At 58.2% G+C, this 15,741-nt stretch carries 16 protein-coding genes, 2 tRNA genes and 1 pseudogene; 12 read left to right on the top strand and 7 right to left on the bottom strand.

Annotation, left to right across the window (positions count from 1 at the left end):
- Positions 1 to 25: 25 nt before the first annotated feature.
- Positions 26 to 1,471: an NAD(P)-dependent oxidoreductase gene (locus tag OO25_RS06750; RefSeq protein WP_040179080.1), complete on the bottom strand. Its 1,446-nt coding sequence runs from the start codon at positions 1,469 to 1,471 to the stop codon at positions 26 to 28.
- 239 nt (positions 1,472 to 1,710) lie between these two features.
- On the opposite strand from OO25_RS06750, the gene OO25_RS06745 reads away from it, so the two are divergent.
- Positions 1,711 to 2,517: an undecaprenyl-diphosphate phosphatase gene (locus OO25_RS06745; RefSeq protein ID WP_040179078.1), complete on the top strand. Its 807-nt coding sequence runs from the start codon at positions 1,711 to 1,713 to the stop codon at positions 2,515 to 2,517.
- Between the two features lie 79 nt (positions 2,518 to 2,596).
- Here OO25_RS06745 and OO25_RS06740 read toward each other — a convergent pair whose 3' ends face one another.
- Positions 2,597 to 3,586 carry a complex I NDUFA9 subunit family protein gene (locus OO25_RS06740; protein ID WP_040179076.1) on the bottom strand — a complete coding sequence of 330 codons (990 nt, stop codon included), beginning with the start codon at positions 3,584 to 3,586 and terminating at the stop codon, positions 2,597 to 2,599.
- 206 nt (positions 3,587 to 3,792) lie between these two features.
- Here OO25_RS06740 and OO25_RS23195 point away from each other — a divergent pair, with 206 nt between their 5' ends.
- From OO25_RS23195 to OO25_RS06690, 11 genes and pseudogenes are all read left to right on the top strand, one after another.
- The gene (locus tag OO25_RS23195; RefSeq protein WP_242406991.1) at positions 3,793 to 4,026 is read left to right on the top strand and encodes a globin domain-containing protein; all 234 of its coding nucleotides are present in this window, start codon (positions 3,793 to 3,795) and stop codon (positions 4,024 to 4,026) included.
- A 12-nt stretch (positions 4,027 to 4,038) separates the two neighbouring features.
- Positions 4,039 to 4,203: pseudogene (locus tag OO25_RS23425) on the top strand (globin domain-containing protein); the annotation flags it as partial.
- 141 nt (positions 4,204 to 4,344) lie between these two features.
- Positions 4,345 to 4,431, top strand: a tRNA-Leu gene (locus tag OO25_RS06730).
- 191 nt (positions 4,432 to 4,622) lie between these two features.
- Positions 4,623 to 4,709: transfer RNA gene (locus tag OO25_RS06725), tRNA-Leu, on the top strand.
- A gap of 222 nt (positions 4,710 to 4,931) precedes the next feature.
- A complete protein-coding gene (locus OO25_RS06720) occupies positions 4,932 to 5,546 on the top strand; it encodes a ribonuclease D (protein WP_040179075.1) in 615 nt (204 codons plus the stop codon).
- A complete protein-coding gene (locus tag OO25_RS06715) occupies positions 5,543 to 6,514 on the top strand; it encodes an SIS domain-containing protein (protein WP_040179074.1) in 972 nt (323 codons plus the stop codon). The genes OO25_RS06720 and OO25_RS06715 overlap by 4 nt, the downstream gene beginning before the upstream one ends.
- A 16-nt stretch (positions 6,515 to 6,530) precedes the next feature.
- Positions 6,531 to 7,130: an LPS export ABC transporter periplasmic protein LptC gene (lptC, locus tag OO25_RS06710; RefSeq protein ID WP_040179073.1), complete on the top strand. Its 600-nt coding sequence runs from the start codon at positions 6,531 to 6,533 to the stop codon at positions 7,128 to 7,130.
- A gap of 24 nt (positions 7,131 to 7,154) precedes the next feature.
- A complete protein-coding gene (locus tag OO25_RS06705; RefSeq protein ID WP_040179195.1) occupies positions 7,155 to 7,634 on the top strand; it encodes an LptA/OstA family protein in 480 nt (159 codons plus the stop codon).
- Positions 7,634 to 8,392, top strand: a complete 759-nt coding sequence (lptB, locus tag OO25_RS06700) for an LPS export ABC transporter ATP-binding protein (RefSeq protein WP_024098965.1) — start codon at positions 7,634 to 7,636, stop codon at positions 8,390 to 8,392. The genes OO25_RS06705 and lptB overlap by 1 nt, the downstream gene beginning before the upstream one ends.
- A 338-nt stretch (positions 8,393 to 8,730) precedes the next feature.
- Positions 8,731 to 9,294, top strand: a complete 564-nt coding sequence (gene hpf, locus OO25_RS06695) for a ribosome hibernation-promoting factor, HPF/YfiA family (protein ID WP_014876480.1) — start codon at positions 8,731 to 8,733, stop codon at positions 9,292 to 9,294.
- 43 nt (positions 9,295 to 9,337) lie between these two features.
- Positions 9,338 to 9,802: a PTS sugar transporter subunit IIA gene (locus OO25_RS06690; RefSeq protein WP_014876479.1), complete on the top strand. Its 465-nt coding sequence runs from the start codon at positions 9,338 to 9,340 to the stop codon at positions 9,800 to 9,802.
- 21 nt (positions 9,803 to 9,823) lie between these two features.
- Here OO25_RS06690 and OO25_RS06685 read toward each other — a convergent pair whose 3' ends face one another.
- The 5 genes from OO25_RS06685 to OO25_RS06665 form a co-directional block, all read right to left on the bottom strand.
- Positions 9,824 to 11,254: a nodulation protein NodH gene (locus tag OO25_RS06685; protein ID WP_040179071.1), complete on the bottom strand. Its 1,431-nt coding sequence runs from the start codon at positions 11,252 to 11,254 to the stop codon at positions 9,824 to 9,826.
- A 6-nt stretch (positions 11,255 to 11,260) separates the two neighbouring features.
- Entirely contained in the window at positions 11,261 to 12,961 is a 1,701-nt protein-coding gene (locus tag OO25_RS06680) for a beta-1,6-N-acetylglucosaminyltransferase (protein WP_040179069.1), read from the bottom strand.
- A complete protein-coding gene (locus OO25_RS06675; protein WP_040175004.1) occupies positions 12,958 to 13,944 on the bottom strand; it encodes a glycosyltransferase family 2 protein in 987 nt (328 codons plus the stop codon). Before OO25_RS06675 ends, OO25_RS06680 begins: the two co-directional genes overlap by 4 nt.
- 183 nt (positions 13,945 to 14,127) lie before the next feature.
- Positions 14,128 to 15,015, bottom strand: coding sequence for a phosphotransferase family protein (locus tag OO25_RS06670; RefSeq protein ID WP_040179067.1), 888 nt, complete (start codon positions 15,013 to 15,015; stop codon positions 14,128 to 14,130).
- A 31-nt stretch (positions 15,016 to 15,046) separates the two neighbouring features.
- A complete protein-coding gene (locus OO25_RS06665; RefSeq protein WP_040179064.1) occupies positions 15,047 to 15,739 on the bottom strand; it encodes a flagellar hook capping FlgD N-terminal domain-containing protein in 693 nt (230 codons plus the stop codon).
- Positions 15,740 to 15,741: the final 2 nt, after the last annotated feature.

Here is a 15,741-nt window from a genome sequence, read left to right as displayed (position 1 = left end):
GCACCTGCCCGGTAGAATATCTGTCTTACTCGGCGGCCATGCTGCTGGCGGCGGTGTTGAAACGGTTCAGGATCGCCTCGGCGCAGTCGCGCCCATCCTTGATGGCCCAGACGACCAAGGAGGCACCACGAACGATATCACCGACCGCATAAACGCCATCCAGCTCGGTCGCGCCGGACTGGAACGCCGCCTTGACGGTGCCCCAACGGGTCACTGGCAATTCCGGCTGATCCCAGAGCGTCGGCAGAGCTTCCGGTTCAAACCCGAGCGCCTTGATCACCAGATCCGCGGGTTCGATATAGTCGGCACCTTCGATCACCTCGGGGGCCTGACGGCCAGAGGCATCGGGCTGACCCAGGCGCATTTTCTGCACCATCACACCTGCGACCTTGCCGCCGTCATCGGTGAAACCTTTGGGCGCCGATAGCCATTCAAACACCACGCCTTCTTCCTCGGCGTTCTGGGTTTCGCGCTGCGAACCCGGCATATTGGCGCGGTCACGGCGATAGAGACATTTCACCGAGGTTGCGCCCTGGCGGATAGAGGTTCGCACGCAGTCCATCGCGGTGTCACCACCGCCAATGACGACAACGCGTTTGCCTTCGGCATTCAGTGTGCCGTTGTCGAACTCTTCGATGCTGTCGCCGAAGTTCGACGCCTTGTTGGACACGGTCAGGAAGTCGATCGCCTTCACGATGCCAGTGGCACCGGAACCGGGCATTTCCAGATCGCGGGATTTGTAGACGCCGGTGGCGATGATCACCGCATCATGTTTGGCGCGGATATCATCAAAGGAAATATCCTGACCGACATTGCAGTTCATCACAAACTCAACACCGCCATCCGCCAGCAGCTGATTGCGGCGCATCACCACGTCTTTCTCCAGCTTGAAGCCGGGGATGCCGTAGGTCAGCAGACCACCGGCGCGGTCATACCGATCATAGATGGTGACCTTCACGCCAGCGCGACGCAGCATGTCCGCCGCGGCCAGACCGCCCGGGCCTGCGCCAATGATACCAACAGATTCGCCACGCTCATGCGCCGGTTGGATTGGCTGCACCCAGCCCTGATCCCAGGCTGTATCGGTGATATATTTCTCAACCGCACCGATGGTGACCGTGCCATGACCCGACTGCTCGATCACACAGTTGCCTTCACAGAGGCGATCCTGCGGGCAGATCCGACCACAGATCTCAGGGAAGGTATTGGTGGCCTGGCTGGTCTCATAGGCTTCGTGCAGGCGACCCGTGGCGGTCAGGCGCAGCCAATCCGGGATATTGTTGTGCAACGGGCAATGCGACTGGCAATAAGGCACACCACATTGGCTACAGCGGCTTGCCTGTTCTTCAGCCTTTGCGGCCGCGAATTCGGCATAGATTTCGTCGAAATCTTCCCTGCGGTCTTCTGCGGCCCGTTTGCTGGGCATGTCGCGGTCGATCTGCACGAATTTGAGCATCGGTTGCTTGGCCACGGGGCGGACTCCATGTTGGGCTGGCTACGATAATTGAGTGATCGGAGCGGAGCGAATTAAAAGTCAACTATACTGACCTAATCTGGCAGCAGTTATGTTCTGATACTCTCTTGAGCGGAAATGTACAGTAATTTTAGGTCCGCTTCGGACCAATTTGCCTCAGCGGTCAATAAAATCAACGGATTTACACGCCCGCTGTTCTTTGCCATCCCTGCGGGATCCCCAATCGGACGAGCATAATGCCCCTCTTTCAGCTGATCCTTATCGCCCTGATTCAGGGCATCACCGAATTCCTGCCGGTGTCTTCCTCCGGCCATCTGATCCTGCTTCCCGGACTGACAGGGCTGGACGATCAGGGGCAGGTGATCGACGTCGCCGTCCATCTGGGCACGCTGGCGGCGGTGGTGCTGTTTTTCTGGCAGGATGTGCGTGCGGGGCTGATTGGCCTGCCGCGCGCCCTGACCGGACGGATGGACACACCCGGCGCCCGGCTGGCCATGGGGTTGATCGTTGCGACCATTCCAACCGTTTTGTTCGGCGCGTTTCTGCATTTCAGCGGACTGAGTGACGCCCTGCGCTCGATGAAGGTGATTGGTTGGACAATGCTTGGCTTTGGCCTCGTCCTCTATGTGGCGGATCGCTACGGGCCAACACATAAGCAAAGCAGCGACTGGAACCTGCGCGACGCGCTGATAATGGGGCTGTGGCAGATGCTGGCCCTGATCCCCGGCACCTCAAGATCTGGTATCACCATCACTGGTGCCCGCAAGCTGGGGTACACCCGGATGGATGCGGCGCGCCTCTCTATGTTGATGTCGATCCCGACAATCATCGCGTCTGGCGTATTGCTGGGCGCTGAAGTGGCCATAGATGCAAACGCTGCGGTGATGCGAGATGCGGCCATAGCGGCGCTACTGTCGATGATTGCCGCGCTTGCGGCCCTGACCCTGATGATGCGGCTGCTGCGCTCGGTCAGCTTCACACCCTATGTCATCTATCGCGTAATTTTGGGTACTGTATTGCTGACCATCGCTTACCAGAGCTGATCAGCTTGCGCCAAACGACGCCCAACAAAAAGGCGCGGACCAGTGCCGCGCCCTTGCTATTTTGAACCGGACTGAGAGATCAAAGATCGTTGCGCAGGTTGCGCGCTGAGTCCATCAGCTCGTTATATTGACCGGAGGGGCGGAACTTCCACAGGTAATCCGGCAAAACCGACGCCAGAGAAACCGGGTGGATCCCCAGCTCATCAAAACCTTTAGCGTCCTCAGAGACCACATTATCAGCCTCAAGGTTTTTCAGCTGGTCGCGGGTCAGCATCTTGTTCTCGATCAGCTGGAAGCTCACGAACTGCATCACGTCAAAACCAAGCGCCACCAGCTTTGCGATCGGACCGGGCAGCGACAGCACCAGGCGACGACGATCGATCACCTCAAGCATCTGCTGCATCAGCGCGCCAAAGCTTTTCACCTCAGGACCGCCCAACTCATAGACGCCCGGTTCCGCCTGACCAAGCACCGCAGCAACGGCAGCCTTGGCGACATCGTCGACATAAACCGGCTGGAACTTAGTATCGGCATGGGCGATCGGCAGCACCGGCGACAAACGTGTCATCGCAGCAAACCGATTGAAGAACTGATCTTCAGCACCAAAAATGATCGACGGGCGCAGAATCACCGCCTCTGGCATATGCTTCAGCACAGCCGCTTCGCCTGCGGCCTTCGACTGGGCATATGCGCTGTCGCTATCCTGCTCCGCACCAATGGCAGACACATGCACCATGGCGCTGACGCCCTGACCGGCAGCGATTCGCGCGATACGCTCAGCGCCGTCCGCCTGAACGGCATCAAATGTGTTCTTGCCCAGCTCATTCAGGATGCCAACGCAGTTCACCACCGCATCCGCCCCCTGCATCACCGCGGCAACCGAGGCATCATCGCGGATATTGCACAAAACAGGCTCCACCTGGCCGGGTACGCCATAGGGTTTGACATACATCGCCTCATTCGGGCGGCGTACGGCGACGCGCACACGCCAGCCTTCCTTGGCCATGCGGCGCGCGATGTAACGGCCGACAAAACCGGACCCACCATAGATCGTGACCAGTTTGGACATCTTTTGGCTCCTACATTAGCTGTTGATCCGATTTACCGCCCTGCGCCCTTTGGAACAAGGCGCAAATCGACCCACAACGATACAACTCTCTCTGCGCCTTATCCCACAGGGCCATTAACGGCTGATTTAGCTCCGTGAGCTATGTTGGGGTCCAATCCTGAATACCAATTCGTCGACTACCCGCGACAGATCGGAGGCCCGGCATCATGGTGTCAGAGGACGACAGAAGCCTGATTCACAGAAGTGTTGAAAGCGAACGTATGGAGCTGGATCACTTTGTGCGCCTGTTCTACGCGAAATTTTTTGAAATCTGCCCGGACGTGCGCGCGGTGTTCCCCGACGATATGGCGGGTCAGCACGAAAAATTGCTAACGTCGCTCACCCATATTATCGAAGCCTTGGACCATCCGGAAAAACTGTCGGCGATCCTGAAACATTAGGGAGAGCGCCATCGTGCGATCCAGATCACCGATGCACATTTTGATGGGTTCATTCACAGCTTCACCAGTGCGTTGGCAGACATCCTCGGCCCGGAATGGAGCGACGACACACATAGCGCCTGGCGCAGCTTTCTGACTGATATCGCGCTCAACATGAACTTTCTCAGAACCGCGTGACGGCCAGCGCCAGTTCGACGAACAACATACGCAGTCGCGGACAGCTGCCGCTCGCCCTGGGCGATGTGACGAGCCCCAGAAACCATGAATTTTCCGTTTGACGCCCCCGCTGCTTCTGCTTATACGCCCCTCACGACACCTGCCCAGGTGGCGGAATTGGTAGACGCGCTAGCTTCAGGTGCTAGTGTCCGTATGGACGTGGAGGTTCGAGTCCTCTCCTGGGCACCATATCCCCCAATATTCAAGAAATCTATGATGCCGCTCTCATGGAGCGCTGAGTCGGTTCACGCCCGTGATACGTCGCCCAAGATTTCCCCGCTATTCCCGCTGATCAAGCATCGAATTCCCAGATCCGCTGCGCGGTGAATTTTCCGTTTGACGCCTCTGCCGCTTCTGCTTATACGCCCCTCACGACACCTGCCCAGGTGGCGGAATTGGTAGACGCGCTAGCTTCAGGTGCTAGTGTCCGTATGGACGTGGAGGTTCGAGTCCTCTCCTGGGCACCATATCCCCGACAGCATCATTTGCACGAACAGCATCCCATGGTGCTGGGTATTGTGTATCTGCCTGTCCATGGCCCACCCTGCTCCGCCTTGACCTGACATGAGGTTCAGCCTGAGTGCAGACGCGTCGATGGATCCTACGCCCTGCAAGAGTTGAGTTTGCCCGCCGAAACCCCTATCTCGGTGCCAAACACGCCGCATCGGCAAGACAAAGGATCCTGTCACTTGGCCAATCACCTCTATCAAAACGACCTGCCCGACGGGCTCGATCTGGGGCCGGTGGTCGCGATCGACTGCGAGACGATGGGCCTCAACCCGCATCGGGATCGGCTCTGTGTTGTCCAGCTGTCGGGCGATGACGGCAATGCCCATATGGTGCAGATCGCCAAAGGTCAGACCGCAGCGCCGAATCTTTGCGCGATGCTGGAGGACCCCAAGGTTCTGAAATTGTTTCATTTTGGCCGGTTCGATATTGCCGCGATGTATCATGCCTTTGGCGCATTGGCTGCCCCGGTCTATTGTACCAAGATCGCCAGCCGCCTGGTACGCACCTATACGGATCGCCATGGGCTGAGAAACCTGACGCAGGAGCTGATCGGCGTGGATATCTCCAAACAACAGCAGATGACCGACTGGGGTGCCGCGCAGCTGAGCGACGCACAGCTTGATTATGCCGCCTCCGACGTGCTGCACCTACACCGTTTGCGTGCCGCTCTGGACAAGCGTCTGGATCGCGAAGGCCGCAGTGAAATGGCTCAGGCCTGCTTCGATTTCCTGCCAATGCGCGCCAAGTTGGACCTCGCAGGTTGGCCCGACACAGACATCTTTGCACACTCATGAGCAGCGCAGAGACATTCCTCGCCACCGCGCGACAGGTGATCACCGACGAATCCCGCGCGCTTGATGCGCTGGCAGACGGGCTGGATGCACGCTTTGCAGAAGCGGTTGATCTGGTCTTGCAGGCCGAAGGCCGCGTTATCGTCAGCGGGATCGGCAAATCCGGCCATATCGGGCACAAGATCGCCGCCACCCTCGCATCAACCGGGACACCCGCCTATTTCGTACACCCGGCAGAAGCCAGCCATGGTGATCTTGGCATGTTGTCCAAGGGAGATGTGGTTCTGGCGATCTCAAATTCGGGCGAAGCGCCTGAGCTGGCCAACCTTCTGTCGTTCACCCGTCGCTTCGGTATCCCGCTGATCGGGCTGTCCAGCCGTATGGACAGCACCCTGATGAAAGAGGCGGATGTGCATCTGCAAATTCCCGCCTTGGGGGAGGCCTGCGGCTTTGGCATGGTGCCCTCGATTTCAACAACGCTAACGCTGGCGATGGGAGACGCGTTGGCCATCGCCCTGATGCAGCATCGCGATTTCCGCCCTGAGAACTTCCGCGCCTTTCATCCCGGTGGCAAATTGGGCGCGCGGCTGTCAAAGGTTGACGATCTCATGCACGACGGGGCGGCGCTGCCGCTGGTCGGTGCCGACACCCCGATGTCCGATGCGCTGATCGAAATCAGCCAGAAGGGATTTGGCGTCGCAGGCGTCATGGGTGCCGATGGCACCCTGCAGGGCATTATTACCGACGGTGACCTTCGGCGACATATGGATGGGTTGCTGGACAAAACAGCGGCTGATGTGATGACCAGCGATCCGACAACGATTGCCCCCGGTTCACTGGCCGAAGAAGCCGTCGCGATCATGAATGACCGTAAGATTACCTGCCTGTTTGTCGTCGATCCGGAGGGTAACACCGCGCAGGCGGTGGGGCTGCTGCATATCCACGACTGCCTGCGCGTCGGGCTGGGCTAACGGAGACCAGGGGACGATGGACGGCTATTCCCGCCTTGTGGCCTACCTGAAGGTCCTGCTGCCGCTGATGGCTTTGGCGTTGATGTCGACCATGTTTCTGATTTCTCGCGGCGTGAACACTGATGCGGTGATCCCTTTTGCGGAGCAGGATCTGGAAGACCGCACCCGTGGTCAGCAGATCACCGCGCCATTTTTCTCAGGAACCACGGCGCAGGGTGATGAAATCATGGTAACCGCTGCCCTCGCCCGCCCAGGCGGCGCAGATGCGCCGGCGACGGCTGTGAACCTTGAGGCAGAGATCAAGATGACCGGCGGTGGCCGTTTCCTGCTAAGTTCCGACACCGGCGCCTTGCGTCCGGATAAGGATATGGCAAACTTTCACGGTAATGTTGAAATCCTGTCCAGCGATGGTTTGCGTGTCACCACTCAGGAATTGAATGCAGCGCTCGATGGTGTGCGCGCGGACAGCCCCGGCCCGGTTCAGGCCAGCGGTGCCATGGGGGATCTGACCGCCGGCGCCATGCAGATCGATACAAAAACCGATAGCGGGGCGGTACATATGGTTTTCAACAAAGGGGTCAAGCTGCTATACGACCCGCAACAATCGGAAAGATAACCTGTGTTGTATCTGCGTGTTTTGATGTTCTGCCTGCCGGTCACCCTGTTTTCCACAGGGCTTTCGGCGCAATCTGCGTCCATTGCATTTGGCGCGATCAAGGCAGACCCCTCCCAACCGGTTGAGGTCACCGCAGAAACACTGGATGTAAATCAGGCTGATGGCTCGGCGCGGTTCATCGGTGATGTGGTGATTATTCAGGGTGTAATGCGCCTGTCGGCCAATGATGTGCTGGTGATTTACAAGCAGGACGAAACCGGAAAGACCGGCGTCGAGCGGCTGGAAGCCACCGGAGATGTGATCCTGGTCAATGGCCCCGACGCTGCTGAGGCCGACAAGGCCGAATATACCATCGATTCCGGCACTGTGGTGATGACGGGCAATGTCCTGCTGAGCCAGTCAACGGGTACGTTGACCTCCAACCGTCTTGTGGTGGATCTGACCACTGGCACCGCAAGCCTGTCCGGCCGCGTCAAGACCATCCTCAACGGCGGCAGCGACTGATGGCAAAACCGGAACTGACAGTCACCAACGGCAGCTCGGGCCTGCGCATCGAGAAGCTGCGCAAATCCTACAGCAAAAAGGTGGTGATCCGCGACGTCTCCATGTCGCTGGACCGGGGCGAAGTCGTGGCTCTGCTCGGCCCCAATGGCTCGGGTAAGACCACCAGCTTCTACGCCATTGCCGGGCTGGTGTTCCCGGAGGCAGGCTCTGTCACGATTGACGGGCAGAATGCCACCACCCTGCCGATGTATCGGCGCGCCCGCATGGGGATCGGTTACCTGCCGCAGGAGATGTCGATTTTTCGTGGTCTCTCGGTGGAGGACAATATCTCCTCCGTGCTGGATATCGCGGTGAAGCACGCTCACAAACGGCGCGAACGGCTTGAGGAATTGTTGTCAGATTTCTCGATTGAGCATCTGCGCCGCGCGCCGGCCCTGGCCCTGTCCGGTGGCGAGCGACGCCGCGTTGAAATCGCCCGCTGCCTGGCGGCAGACCCAAAGTATCTGCTGCTGGATGAGCCCTTCGCCGGGGTGGATCCGATCTCTGTCGGCGACATTCGCCATCTGGTCGGAGATCTGAAAAAACGCGGTATCGGTGTACTGATCACTGACCACAATGTGCGCGAAACACTAGAGATTGTGGACAGGGCGTATATCCTGCATGACGGAAAGGTGCTGATGTCCGGCACCCCGGCCGAGGTGGTCGACAATGAGAATGTCCGCCGCGTCTATCTCGGCGATAATTTCCGAATTTCCTGATCGCACCAGCCGCAATCCCGGATGGGTCGCCTCTGCATCCTATCGCCGTTCTTGCTGAGTGCCATTCATCAACTATCTGACAACAGGTGGAAACCCGCTGCCTCCTCATATTTGGGTAACCGATTGACGCCGATTTGCATTGACTCTCCCGCCTCGTTGGCATCGAATTGAGACATGGCAAACCCGCAGTCCGATGCTGTCCTCGCTCCAGCCTTGTTACCAAGGCCCAGACGAATGCAATCGACTGTCTTGCCTAAATCCCACTTTCAAAACTGAAGCGAGAGCAGCCAGGCTTGGCCTGGACTGGGTTTTGAAGGTCTATTTGTGAAGGAGATCACATGCGTTACCAAATCAGCGGAAAACAGATCGACATTGGCGAAGCGTTGCAGTCCCATGTGCAATCGGAGCTTGGAGCGGCGGTCGCGAAATATGCTGAACGTCCGACTGACGCCAATGTCGTCTTTTCGCGGTCTGCGCATGAATATGTTTGTGAAACGACCGTGCATCTGTCCACTGGTCTGACCGCACAAGCAAAAGCGCATGCCACTGAAATTTATGCCGCATTTGAGGCCTGCTGTGAAAAAATGGAAAAACAGCTGCGCCGTTACAAGCGCCGTTTGAAGGACCATCACCGCGACCGGAGCGAGCCGGTTGAACTCTCCGGCGCTAGCTCTTATATCCTCGCCTCTGAAGACGCCGGCACCGAGTCTGAACCAGAATCATTGCAGCCAATCATCGTCGCCGAGATGGAAACGCAAATTCCATCCCTCTCGGTTGGTGAGGCCGTGATGCAAATGGAACTGGCAGGCGCCCCGGTTCTGGTGTTTCGCAAGGAAGGCAAAGACGGCCTGAATGTCGTCTATCGTCGGGAAGACGGGAATATCGGGTGGATCGATCCGTAACCTGTCACGGCGTCTTACGTGAGTTGAGCGGAGCAATCGAAGTATGCAGATTTCTAACATCCTGAAGCCAGAGGCCGTTCGTGTCTTTGGTGCTGCATCCAGCAAAAAGCGTCTGTTTCAAGAGATTGCAGATGTTGCTCAACTCGCCTACGGGCTGCCCGCGCAACCAACGGTCGAGGCTTTGCTGGATCGCGAAAGCCTTGGCCCCACCGGGGTCGGACACGGCGTTGCCCTGCCCCACGCACGTCTGGATGGACTGGACAAGGTGGTTGGCGTGTTTCTGGTGCTGGACACTCCGCTGGAGTTTGGCGCTGTAGACCGCCAGCCAATCGACATCGCATTCGCGCTGTTTGCACCTGAAGATGCCGGTGTTGAGCATCTGAAGGCCCTGGCACTGGTGTCGCGCACCCTGCGCGAGCAGAGTTTCTGCACGAAACTGCGGGCAAATCCGGATCCGGCAACACTCCACACCATCCTGACCGAAGATCAGTCCGTTCAGGCAGCCTGATCCGATCTGGTCATCTGGTGGTCATGCACCCCAGTCTCCAAATCCAAACAACAAATAATCGCGCTGATACACCGACGCGATCTGTGCCTCCAGCTCGGCATCATAAATATCTGCCAGACTGTAGGGATGATCCATCTCCGGCGCAGCAGGCAAAACACTCTCTGACCCTCCAAGCCAACGGGCCAAATCCGGCAGCGTGAGCGCCAAATCTGCCTCCCGCAGGATCAGGTCAGGCGACTGGATCGTTGCGAACCCGGCAATCGTTTGTGCCTGCGTCGCCCAAGACGCATCGGTGCGAAACCCGGTCTGGCCCGCAAGATTGGCGCCAATCACCTCAATAAACTTCGCAAAGGCCGCACAGTGCTGGTCCCGCGTGTATGACCCATCTGCGGCATCTTTCGGCAAAGGCACCTTGAACTGATTGCGCATCAGATTGCGAATCTGGCGCAGCGATCCCAGCCCGGTGTCCAGAATACGGGTGCAGAAAACATGATGCAGGCGGGCCACGGGATGGCGCAGCACGGTCAGGCTGCGAAATCCGGGATGGCCCCGTTTCCACTGGCGCAGCTGTTTCTGGTTCATCCCCGAGATCAGCGCCTCTCCGCCATCGGGTTCCTGCCCGGCCATCCAGCCGCAGACAATATCAGTTGGTCCGCCACTGACCGGCAGAAACAGCAACGGCAGCTGTTGCCCGGCAACATATTGAGGGACCGCCGGCCCGCGCCGCGGTTCGAAATTCGGGGTACGCGACAGGTTGAACCGATCCAACTCTGCCATCGCGCGGTCCAACTCCTGTGGGTTAGCGACTTTTTCCTCAAGCGAGGCGGGGTTCTGCGGCTTGAGACTGTCATCAAGCCGGTCCAGCCGGGCCTCAATCCCCAGCCATTTGGCCAGACCATTGAGAACCTCCAGATCCTGCAGATCCTCATAGGCGACATAAAACGCCGTCTGCCCAGATTTCTGCAACCGGTTCAAAAGGGTAACCTGAAAACTCTGCAGCTCTACCACATGCCGTGCGAACTCTTCCGCATTGATCGTTGCCAAACCCGTCTTACGCCGTTTCACGTTTGTCAATTTCCACTGGCCGGTGTTCTGAGCGATCTGGTGGGAGACATAGCTGTCAGCCGGATTTCGGGTCAGGATAATCTTGGCGCAACGTGGATCGTCCAGGATCTGGTCCAGCACGCGCGGATCATGGTCATGGAAATAACGAAACCCGTTCAGCCCCCCCTCTGCACTGCGAAAACGGTTCAGAAACCCCAGTGCATCACCGTCGCGTCGCTGCTGCGTCCACCCCAGCGTCGTCTCGCGGTTTGGGTAGCTGATAAAATGCGGGTTAAACGCCTCACCGTGGCAGGTGACTCCATCCAGCGCGTTCAGGTTGGCTTCAAGAAAATTCGAGCCGGTGCGCATTTCGGCAAACACAACGAAGTAGTCAAAGTTCTGAGGCATGGTTCGTTACTGTACCAGATAAGGTTTGCGCGGCGTTTTGGGCATGTTCAACGGCCCTTGTTCCGCCGGAAAATCGCCCATCAGATAGGGGTGCATCCCTTGGTTCTTGAGGTTTTGCAGAAACTGGCCAAAACCCGCCAGATCCACCATTGTCGGCGCGGTATTCAGATGACGCTGCGCCTGCGCCCCAAATTCATCCAGGATGGTCTGGATCGGCTCCATCGGCGACTCGACAAATTCCGCCATCGACCAGATCCGCACCCGCGCCTTCACGTATTTGGAGCGGAGGATCTCAATATGTTTGGCCTCAATCTGCTGCAATCGCGCCGCCTCGCGTCGCAGGTCAGCGAAATTTCTGTTGGACCGGAACAGAGGCACCGCCCAGGCGCCGGAAATCACCGAGACCTGCGCATTGGGATCACGCGCCACCAGCCAGTTGATGGCCTGATTGTCCTGTGGCCCAAACTGAAAACACTGTCTCTCCCCGCGTGTGTTCCAGATCAGATTGGTCAGAAACCCCTTCGGATGGTAATCACGCAGCTTCGCACTATCGCTGAGACCGCCGTTGATCAGCGTCTGGCGATCGGCAAATTCAACGCTATCAGGTGCAAACAGATGCCCGTGTACCTTGGCGCCCGTTACCTGCGTAAGCCACTCCTCAAAATTCTCGAACAGCTCAGAAAATCCCTGAAACATCGAATAGGGATTGCAGGTAATGCCATTTTCCAGCCCGTTGGCGGGAAGTCGGCTTTGCATATACAATCCTGGACGTCCTCGGGTCCGGCGCTCAACCGCCTTAGCAAAAATCCGATCAATTTTGCCCGGATTGGGTTCACTGGTCTTCATCACATCCGGCCGATCTCCCAGAAACGTTGCATAAAGCCGGTCCGCATGAGGCCAGATCTTGCGCGCAACAAAACAATCCGAGCGGCGCAAAAGCTGAAGATGATCATCGTAGAAATTATGCGGTTTGCCCTGAAAATCAAACTTGGACAGAGTCAGGGACCGGCTTTCGATATTACCGGAATAGAGCCGCGCAAGCGTCTGGTAGTAACTTTCATCCGGGATCCAGACCTTGCGGAAATATCGGTCATACCGTGGCCGGTCCGGATCCTCCAAAATGGCCGACAGGGTCTGCCGCGTCAGGCACCACCACTGGCTGCCCATATGCGGGACCAACCCGTCGGGGATCTTGCGCCGGATGCCCAGTTTGCGTTGCAGCGAGACGTATCTGTCAAAGAGATAGCGCCGTTTTTTCCATGAGAAGGGGAAGCGCAGTGTAAAACGCTCGACATCCAACCCCCCGACAATCCACGGCACATCAGCGGTGGTGGCGCTCTCGATAAAGTCAGTACGCGGTCGCGCGGCGAGATAGTCGACCAGATCTGCTATTGGCCGCAGCGGCAAGCAGGATCCGGAGGCCAGAAAAACATGTCGCACTGATGGGTATGTGGCCAGCAGTAGCTCCGAAGCAGACTGCGACGCCGCGACAATTCCCCAAGTGCCCCATTCGCAGCGATGCCGGCGCGAAAACCGCACCATCGGGTCACCGGAGAACGCAGCCTTGAACGCCGCATACGTTGCCTGTGGGACCTTCCTGTCGACATGCAAAACAACAGGGCACCCCCCTGCCACCCAATGCCGGGCCACCTGTTCTGCACGATCCAGCGCCGTGTGGACCAGCATGACGATTCCGACAGCGCTCATGCCCAATTCCCCTTGGACATCAGGCCCAGAATCTCCAGCTGGCGCCAGTTGATATATTTCTCACTCCACTTGCACCAAAGCTCGGGCTGATCTTCGGCGACCTCAGCATAGGCTTTGTATTCGGCAGACCCGGCGTAGTGCTGCCCACGCAGCATCTCTTCCTCAGCTTTGGAGACAAACGTGTGCAGAAACTTGGTGTGCAAGAGCGCGCCGCTGGCCTTCTCACCGCCGTCGGTCTCATAGACCTGATTTAGGCCGCGCGGCAGCAGGGCATGGGTCGAGCTGACGTAGGTATAGCGCCGATCCCATTTTACCAGCGGGATCTTGTTCAAGGCTGGCGCCTTCTTCGGTTGATCCGAAAAGAACACCCGCGCCCGTGGACCCCCTTGTATCCAGAGGTTGCCATAGGTCGGATTGCGCTTGAACGAGTAATTGCCGCTATCGAACCAATTGGCGATCTCCAGCGGATCCTGCCCGGCGTGGTAGGACACAGCATCCAGCTTACCCTTGGGGTAAACATCAATCAGCATCGCGGAGAAGCTGCGGATAGCCGAACTGTCCAGCCAGTCCGTCAGCGCGCGCAGGGGTCGACTGTCGCAGAAAGGGTAGATGAACAGCTCATCCGGATCGACCACCAGAACCCAATGGCCATGAGCATAGCGTCGTTTCAAATGGTTCATCCAGTCAATGCCGAATCCAGCGCGCTTGTAGCTTGCCATAGTGTGCCAGACAGAGACATCCGGCATGCCGCGCAAATACTCGCGCGCGCCGTCCACCGATCCGTTGTCGACAATGAGGAAGTGATTGACGCCCAGTTTACGGTAGTAGTCGAGAAAATAGGGCAACCGGATTTGCTCATTTCGCAGGGTGGTTACCAGCAGAATATCGCCCGGCCGGATACGATCCGTCTGGTCCTGCACCGCTGACAGCTCGCGGGACTTGCGCATGGCACGCAGGATGCGACGTTTCCGCCGCAGCCGCATGCGATAAGACTCCCAAAGGCTCAAGACTGCTTCCATCCCCGGTTGCAAAGGTGCCATCTCGGACTGCCGTCAACCCGACTGCATCACCGCCAGCGACATTTCGCACAATATGCCATGTAAGCTATTTGGAAACAATGAATTTGGGATTGACGCTGTTGTTGCGAGATCATGTCCCTGAATGGGTCACGCATGCTCCAGACAGGCCTCCAGGGCGGCCCGTTCCAGGCGGTAGGCAAGGCTGTTTTGCTCACCATCCCGTTCGCCGCGCCATTGGCAGTAGGCGGCCATGCGCCAGTGGAACCAGGGTTTCAGCGACAGGTAGCGCGCGGTGATCTCCGGATCCGGATAGGCCGCAAGGAAGGTTGCCTCCTCTGCCCCTGTCAGGGGCGCACCACGATAGACCTGCTGCATTGCGGGAGACAGGAACAGCGCAAGATCCTCAGCCGGGTCTCCGATCTGCGGGCATTGCCAGTCGATCAGCGTCAGACAGCCGGCGGAGGCCACGATATTTCCGGGTACAGGATCGCCGTGGATCAACACCCTGCGCCCTGCTGCCGGTATCTGCCTGCCGGGCTCAAGCCGGTTCAGATCACCGGCATTGCCGCAATTGGCCAGAATGGACTGGGTCTGGTCTTTGATCGCCGCACTGCCGGACACACCTGCCGGCAAACCCGGTATCACGGGCTGTGCATGCAACCGGCCAAGTAGTGCCGCCACCTCTGCGCTGCCCGACGACCAGGTCACGCCCGGCGAGTGCCGGTATGCCAGCCAATCATGCCCCTCAAACTGACCGGATGTCAGCAGTTCTGGCACAAATGCTGTGCCATTCAGGGCCTGAAGCGCTGCGTATTCGCGTGCGGCATCATTGGCAAAGAGCGGGTTGGCATGACTGTCGCCATAGAGTTTCACCACAATCCCGCCCAAACGCCAGACACGGTTGGAGCGCCCCCCCAGAAGAGGTGTAGGTCTGGCATCGCTCACGCCGCAGTCCGACAGATATGCCAGAAAGCGGGCGATAAAATATGGCGACAGGTTTGGCAGGTCAGGCTCCGTGGTTTTGGCTCGTGCTATCCACGAGCCAGGTCTCAGGTGCCCTTGTGCGTCAGACTGCGGGTGCCACAGGTTCGCGCAGCGCTGTCACCGATGATGCCAAGATCGCCGAGCCGCCTTCCAGGATCAAGGCCACTTCGTTGCCACGCATCTGGGTTTCTTTCACCCGGGTGTAGGTCTCCGCAGTATCGGAGAGGACAACTTCACCGTTTTTCTGGCTCTCCAGCGTGAAGCTGTAGCTGCCTGGATCAAACGCATATCCGTCGTCATCAATACCCTGCCACTGATAAGGTTCAGCCGAAACCGGAAGGCTGATTCTCTGCACCTCCCTGCCAGTGTCATCCTTGACCACCAGATGCACAGTGTCAGCGATCTGGGCCGGGTTCGGCGAGACGGTTACTGGGTTGGCCCCGTCAAAGTAGGCGGGTGCTGCCGACCGGGTTTCCATACCCACCCAGCCGGACATGGCAGCCATGTTTGCCAAACCCAACTGTGCTTGGATCCCCTCCAGAACCTCATTGCCCTGAACCTGTTGTTCAACCATTGAGAATTGCGCCAACTGCGCCGAGTATTCTGTTGAATCAATCGGTTCCAAAGGATCCTGATACCGCGCCTGTGCGGTAAGCATCTTCAGGAAGGTCTCAAAATCAGAGGCGATCCCTGTGGTTTTCTTTGGCTCAGCCGAGGCGGTCGACGCCGCTTGCTGTTGTTGCGATGCAGACGCACCCGTTACACTCGTCGTCATAA

Origin of the sequence: Phaeobacter sp. S60 (assembly GCF_000826845.1) — a bacterium.
Taxonomy (GTDB): domain Bacteria; phylum Pseudomonadota; class Alphaproteobacteria; order Rhodobacterales; family Rhodobacteraceae; genus Phaeobacter; species Phaeobacter piscinae.
This window is presented reverse-complemented; position numbering and strand designations above follow the sequence as displayed.

Coding starts and splice junctions, on each gene's coding strand:
- OO25_RS06745 (WP_040179078.1), top strand. CDS start 1,711: ATGCCCCTCTTTCAGCTGATCCTTATCGCCCTGATTCAGGGCATCACC.
- OO25_RS06740 (WP_040179076.1), bottom strand. CDS start 3,586: ATGTCCAAACTGGTCACGATCTATGGTGGGTCCGGTTTTGTCGGCCGT.
- OO25_RS23195 (WP_242406991.1), top strand. CDS start 3,793: ATGGTGTCAGAGGACGACAGAAGCCTGATTCACAGAAGTGTTGAAAGC.
- OO25_RS06715 (WP_040179074.1), top strand. CDS start 5,543: ATGAGCAGCGCAGAGACATTCCTCGCCACCGCGCGACAGGTGATCACC.
- lptC (WP_040179073.1), top strand. CDS start 6,531: ATGGACGGCTATTCCCGCCTTGTGGCCTACCTGAAGGTCCTGCTGCCG.
- OO25_RS06705 (WP_040179195.1), top strand. CDS start 7,155: ATGTTCTGCCTGCCGGTCACCCTGTTTTCCACAGGGCTTTCGGCGCAA.
- lptB (WP_024098965.1), top strand. CDS start 7,634: ATGGCAAAACCGGAACTGACAGTCACCAACGGCAGCTCGGGCCTGCGC.
- hpf (WP_014876480.1), top strand. CDS start 8,731: ATGCGTTACCAAATCAGCGGAAAACAGATCGACATTGGCGAAGCGTTG.
- OO25_RS06690 (WP_014876479.1), top strand. CDS start 9,338: ATGCAGATTTCTAACATCCTGAAGCCAGAGGCCGTTCGTGTCTTTGGT.
- OO25_RS06685 (WP_040179071.1), bottom strand. CDS start 11,254: ATGCCTCAGAACTTTGACTACTTCGTTGTGTTTGCCGAAATGCGCACC.
- OO25_RS06680 (WP_040179069.1), bottom strand. CDS start 12,961: ATGAGCGCTGTCGGAATCGTCATGCTGGTCCACACGGCGCTGGATCGT.
- OO25_RS06675 (WP_040175004.1), bottom strand. CDS start 13,944: ATGCGGCTGCGGCGGAAACGTCGCATCCTGCGTGCCATGCGCAAGTCC.
- OO25_RS06665 (WP_040179064.1), bottom strand. CDS start 15,739: ATGACGACGAGTGTAACGGGTGCGTCTGCATCGCAACAACAGCAAGCG.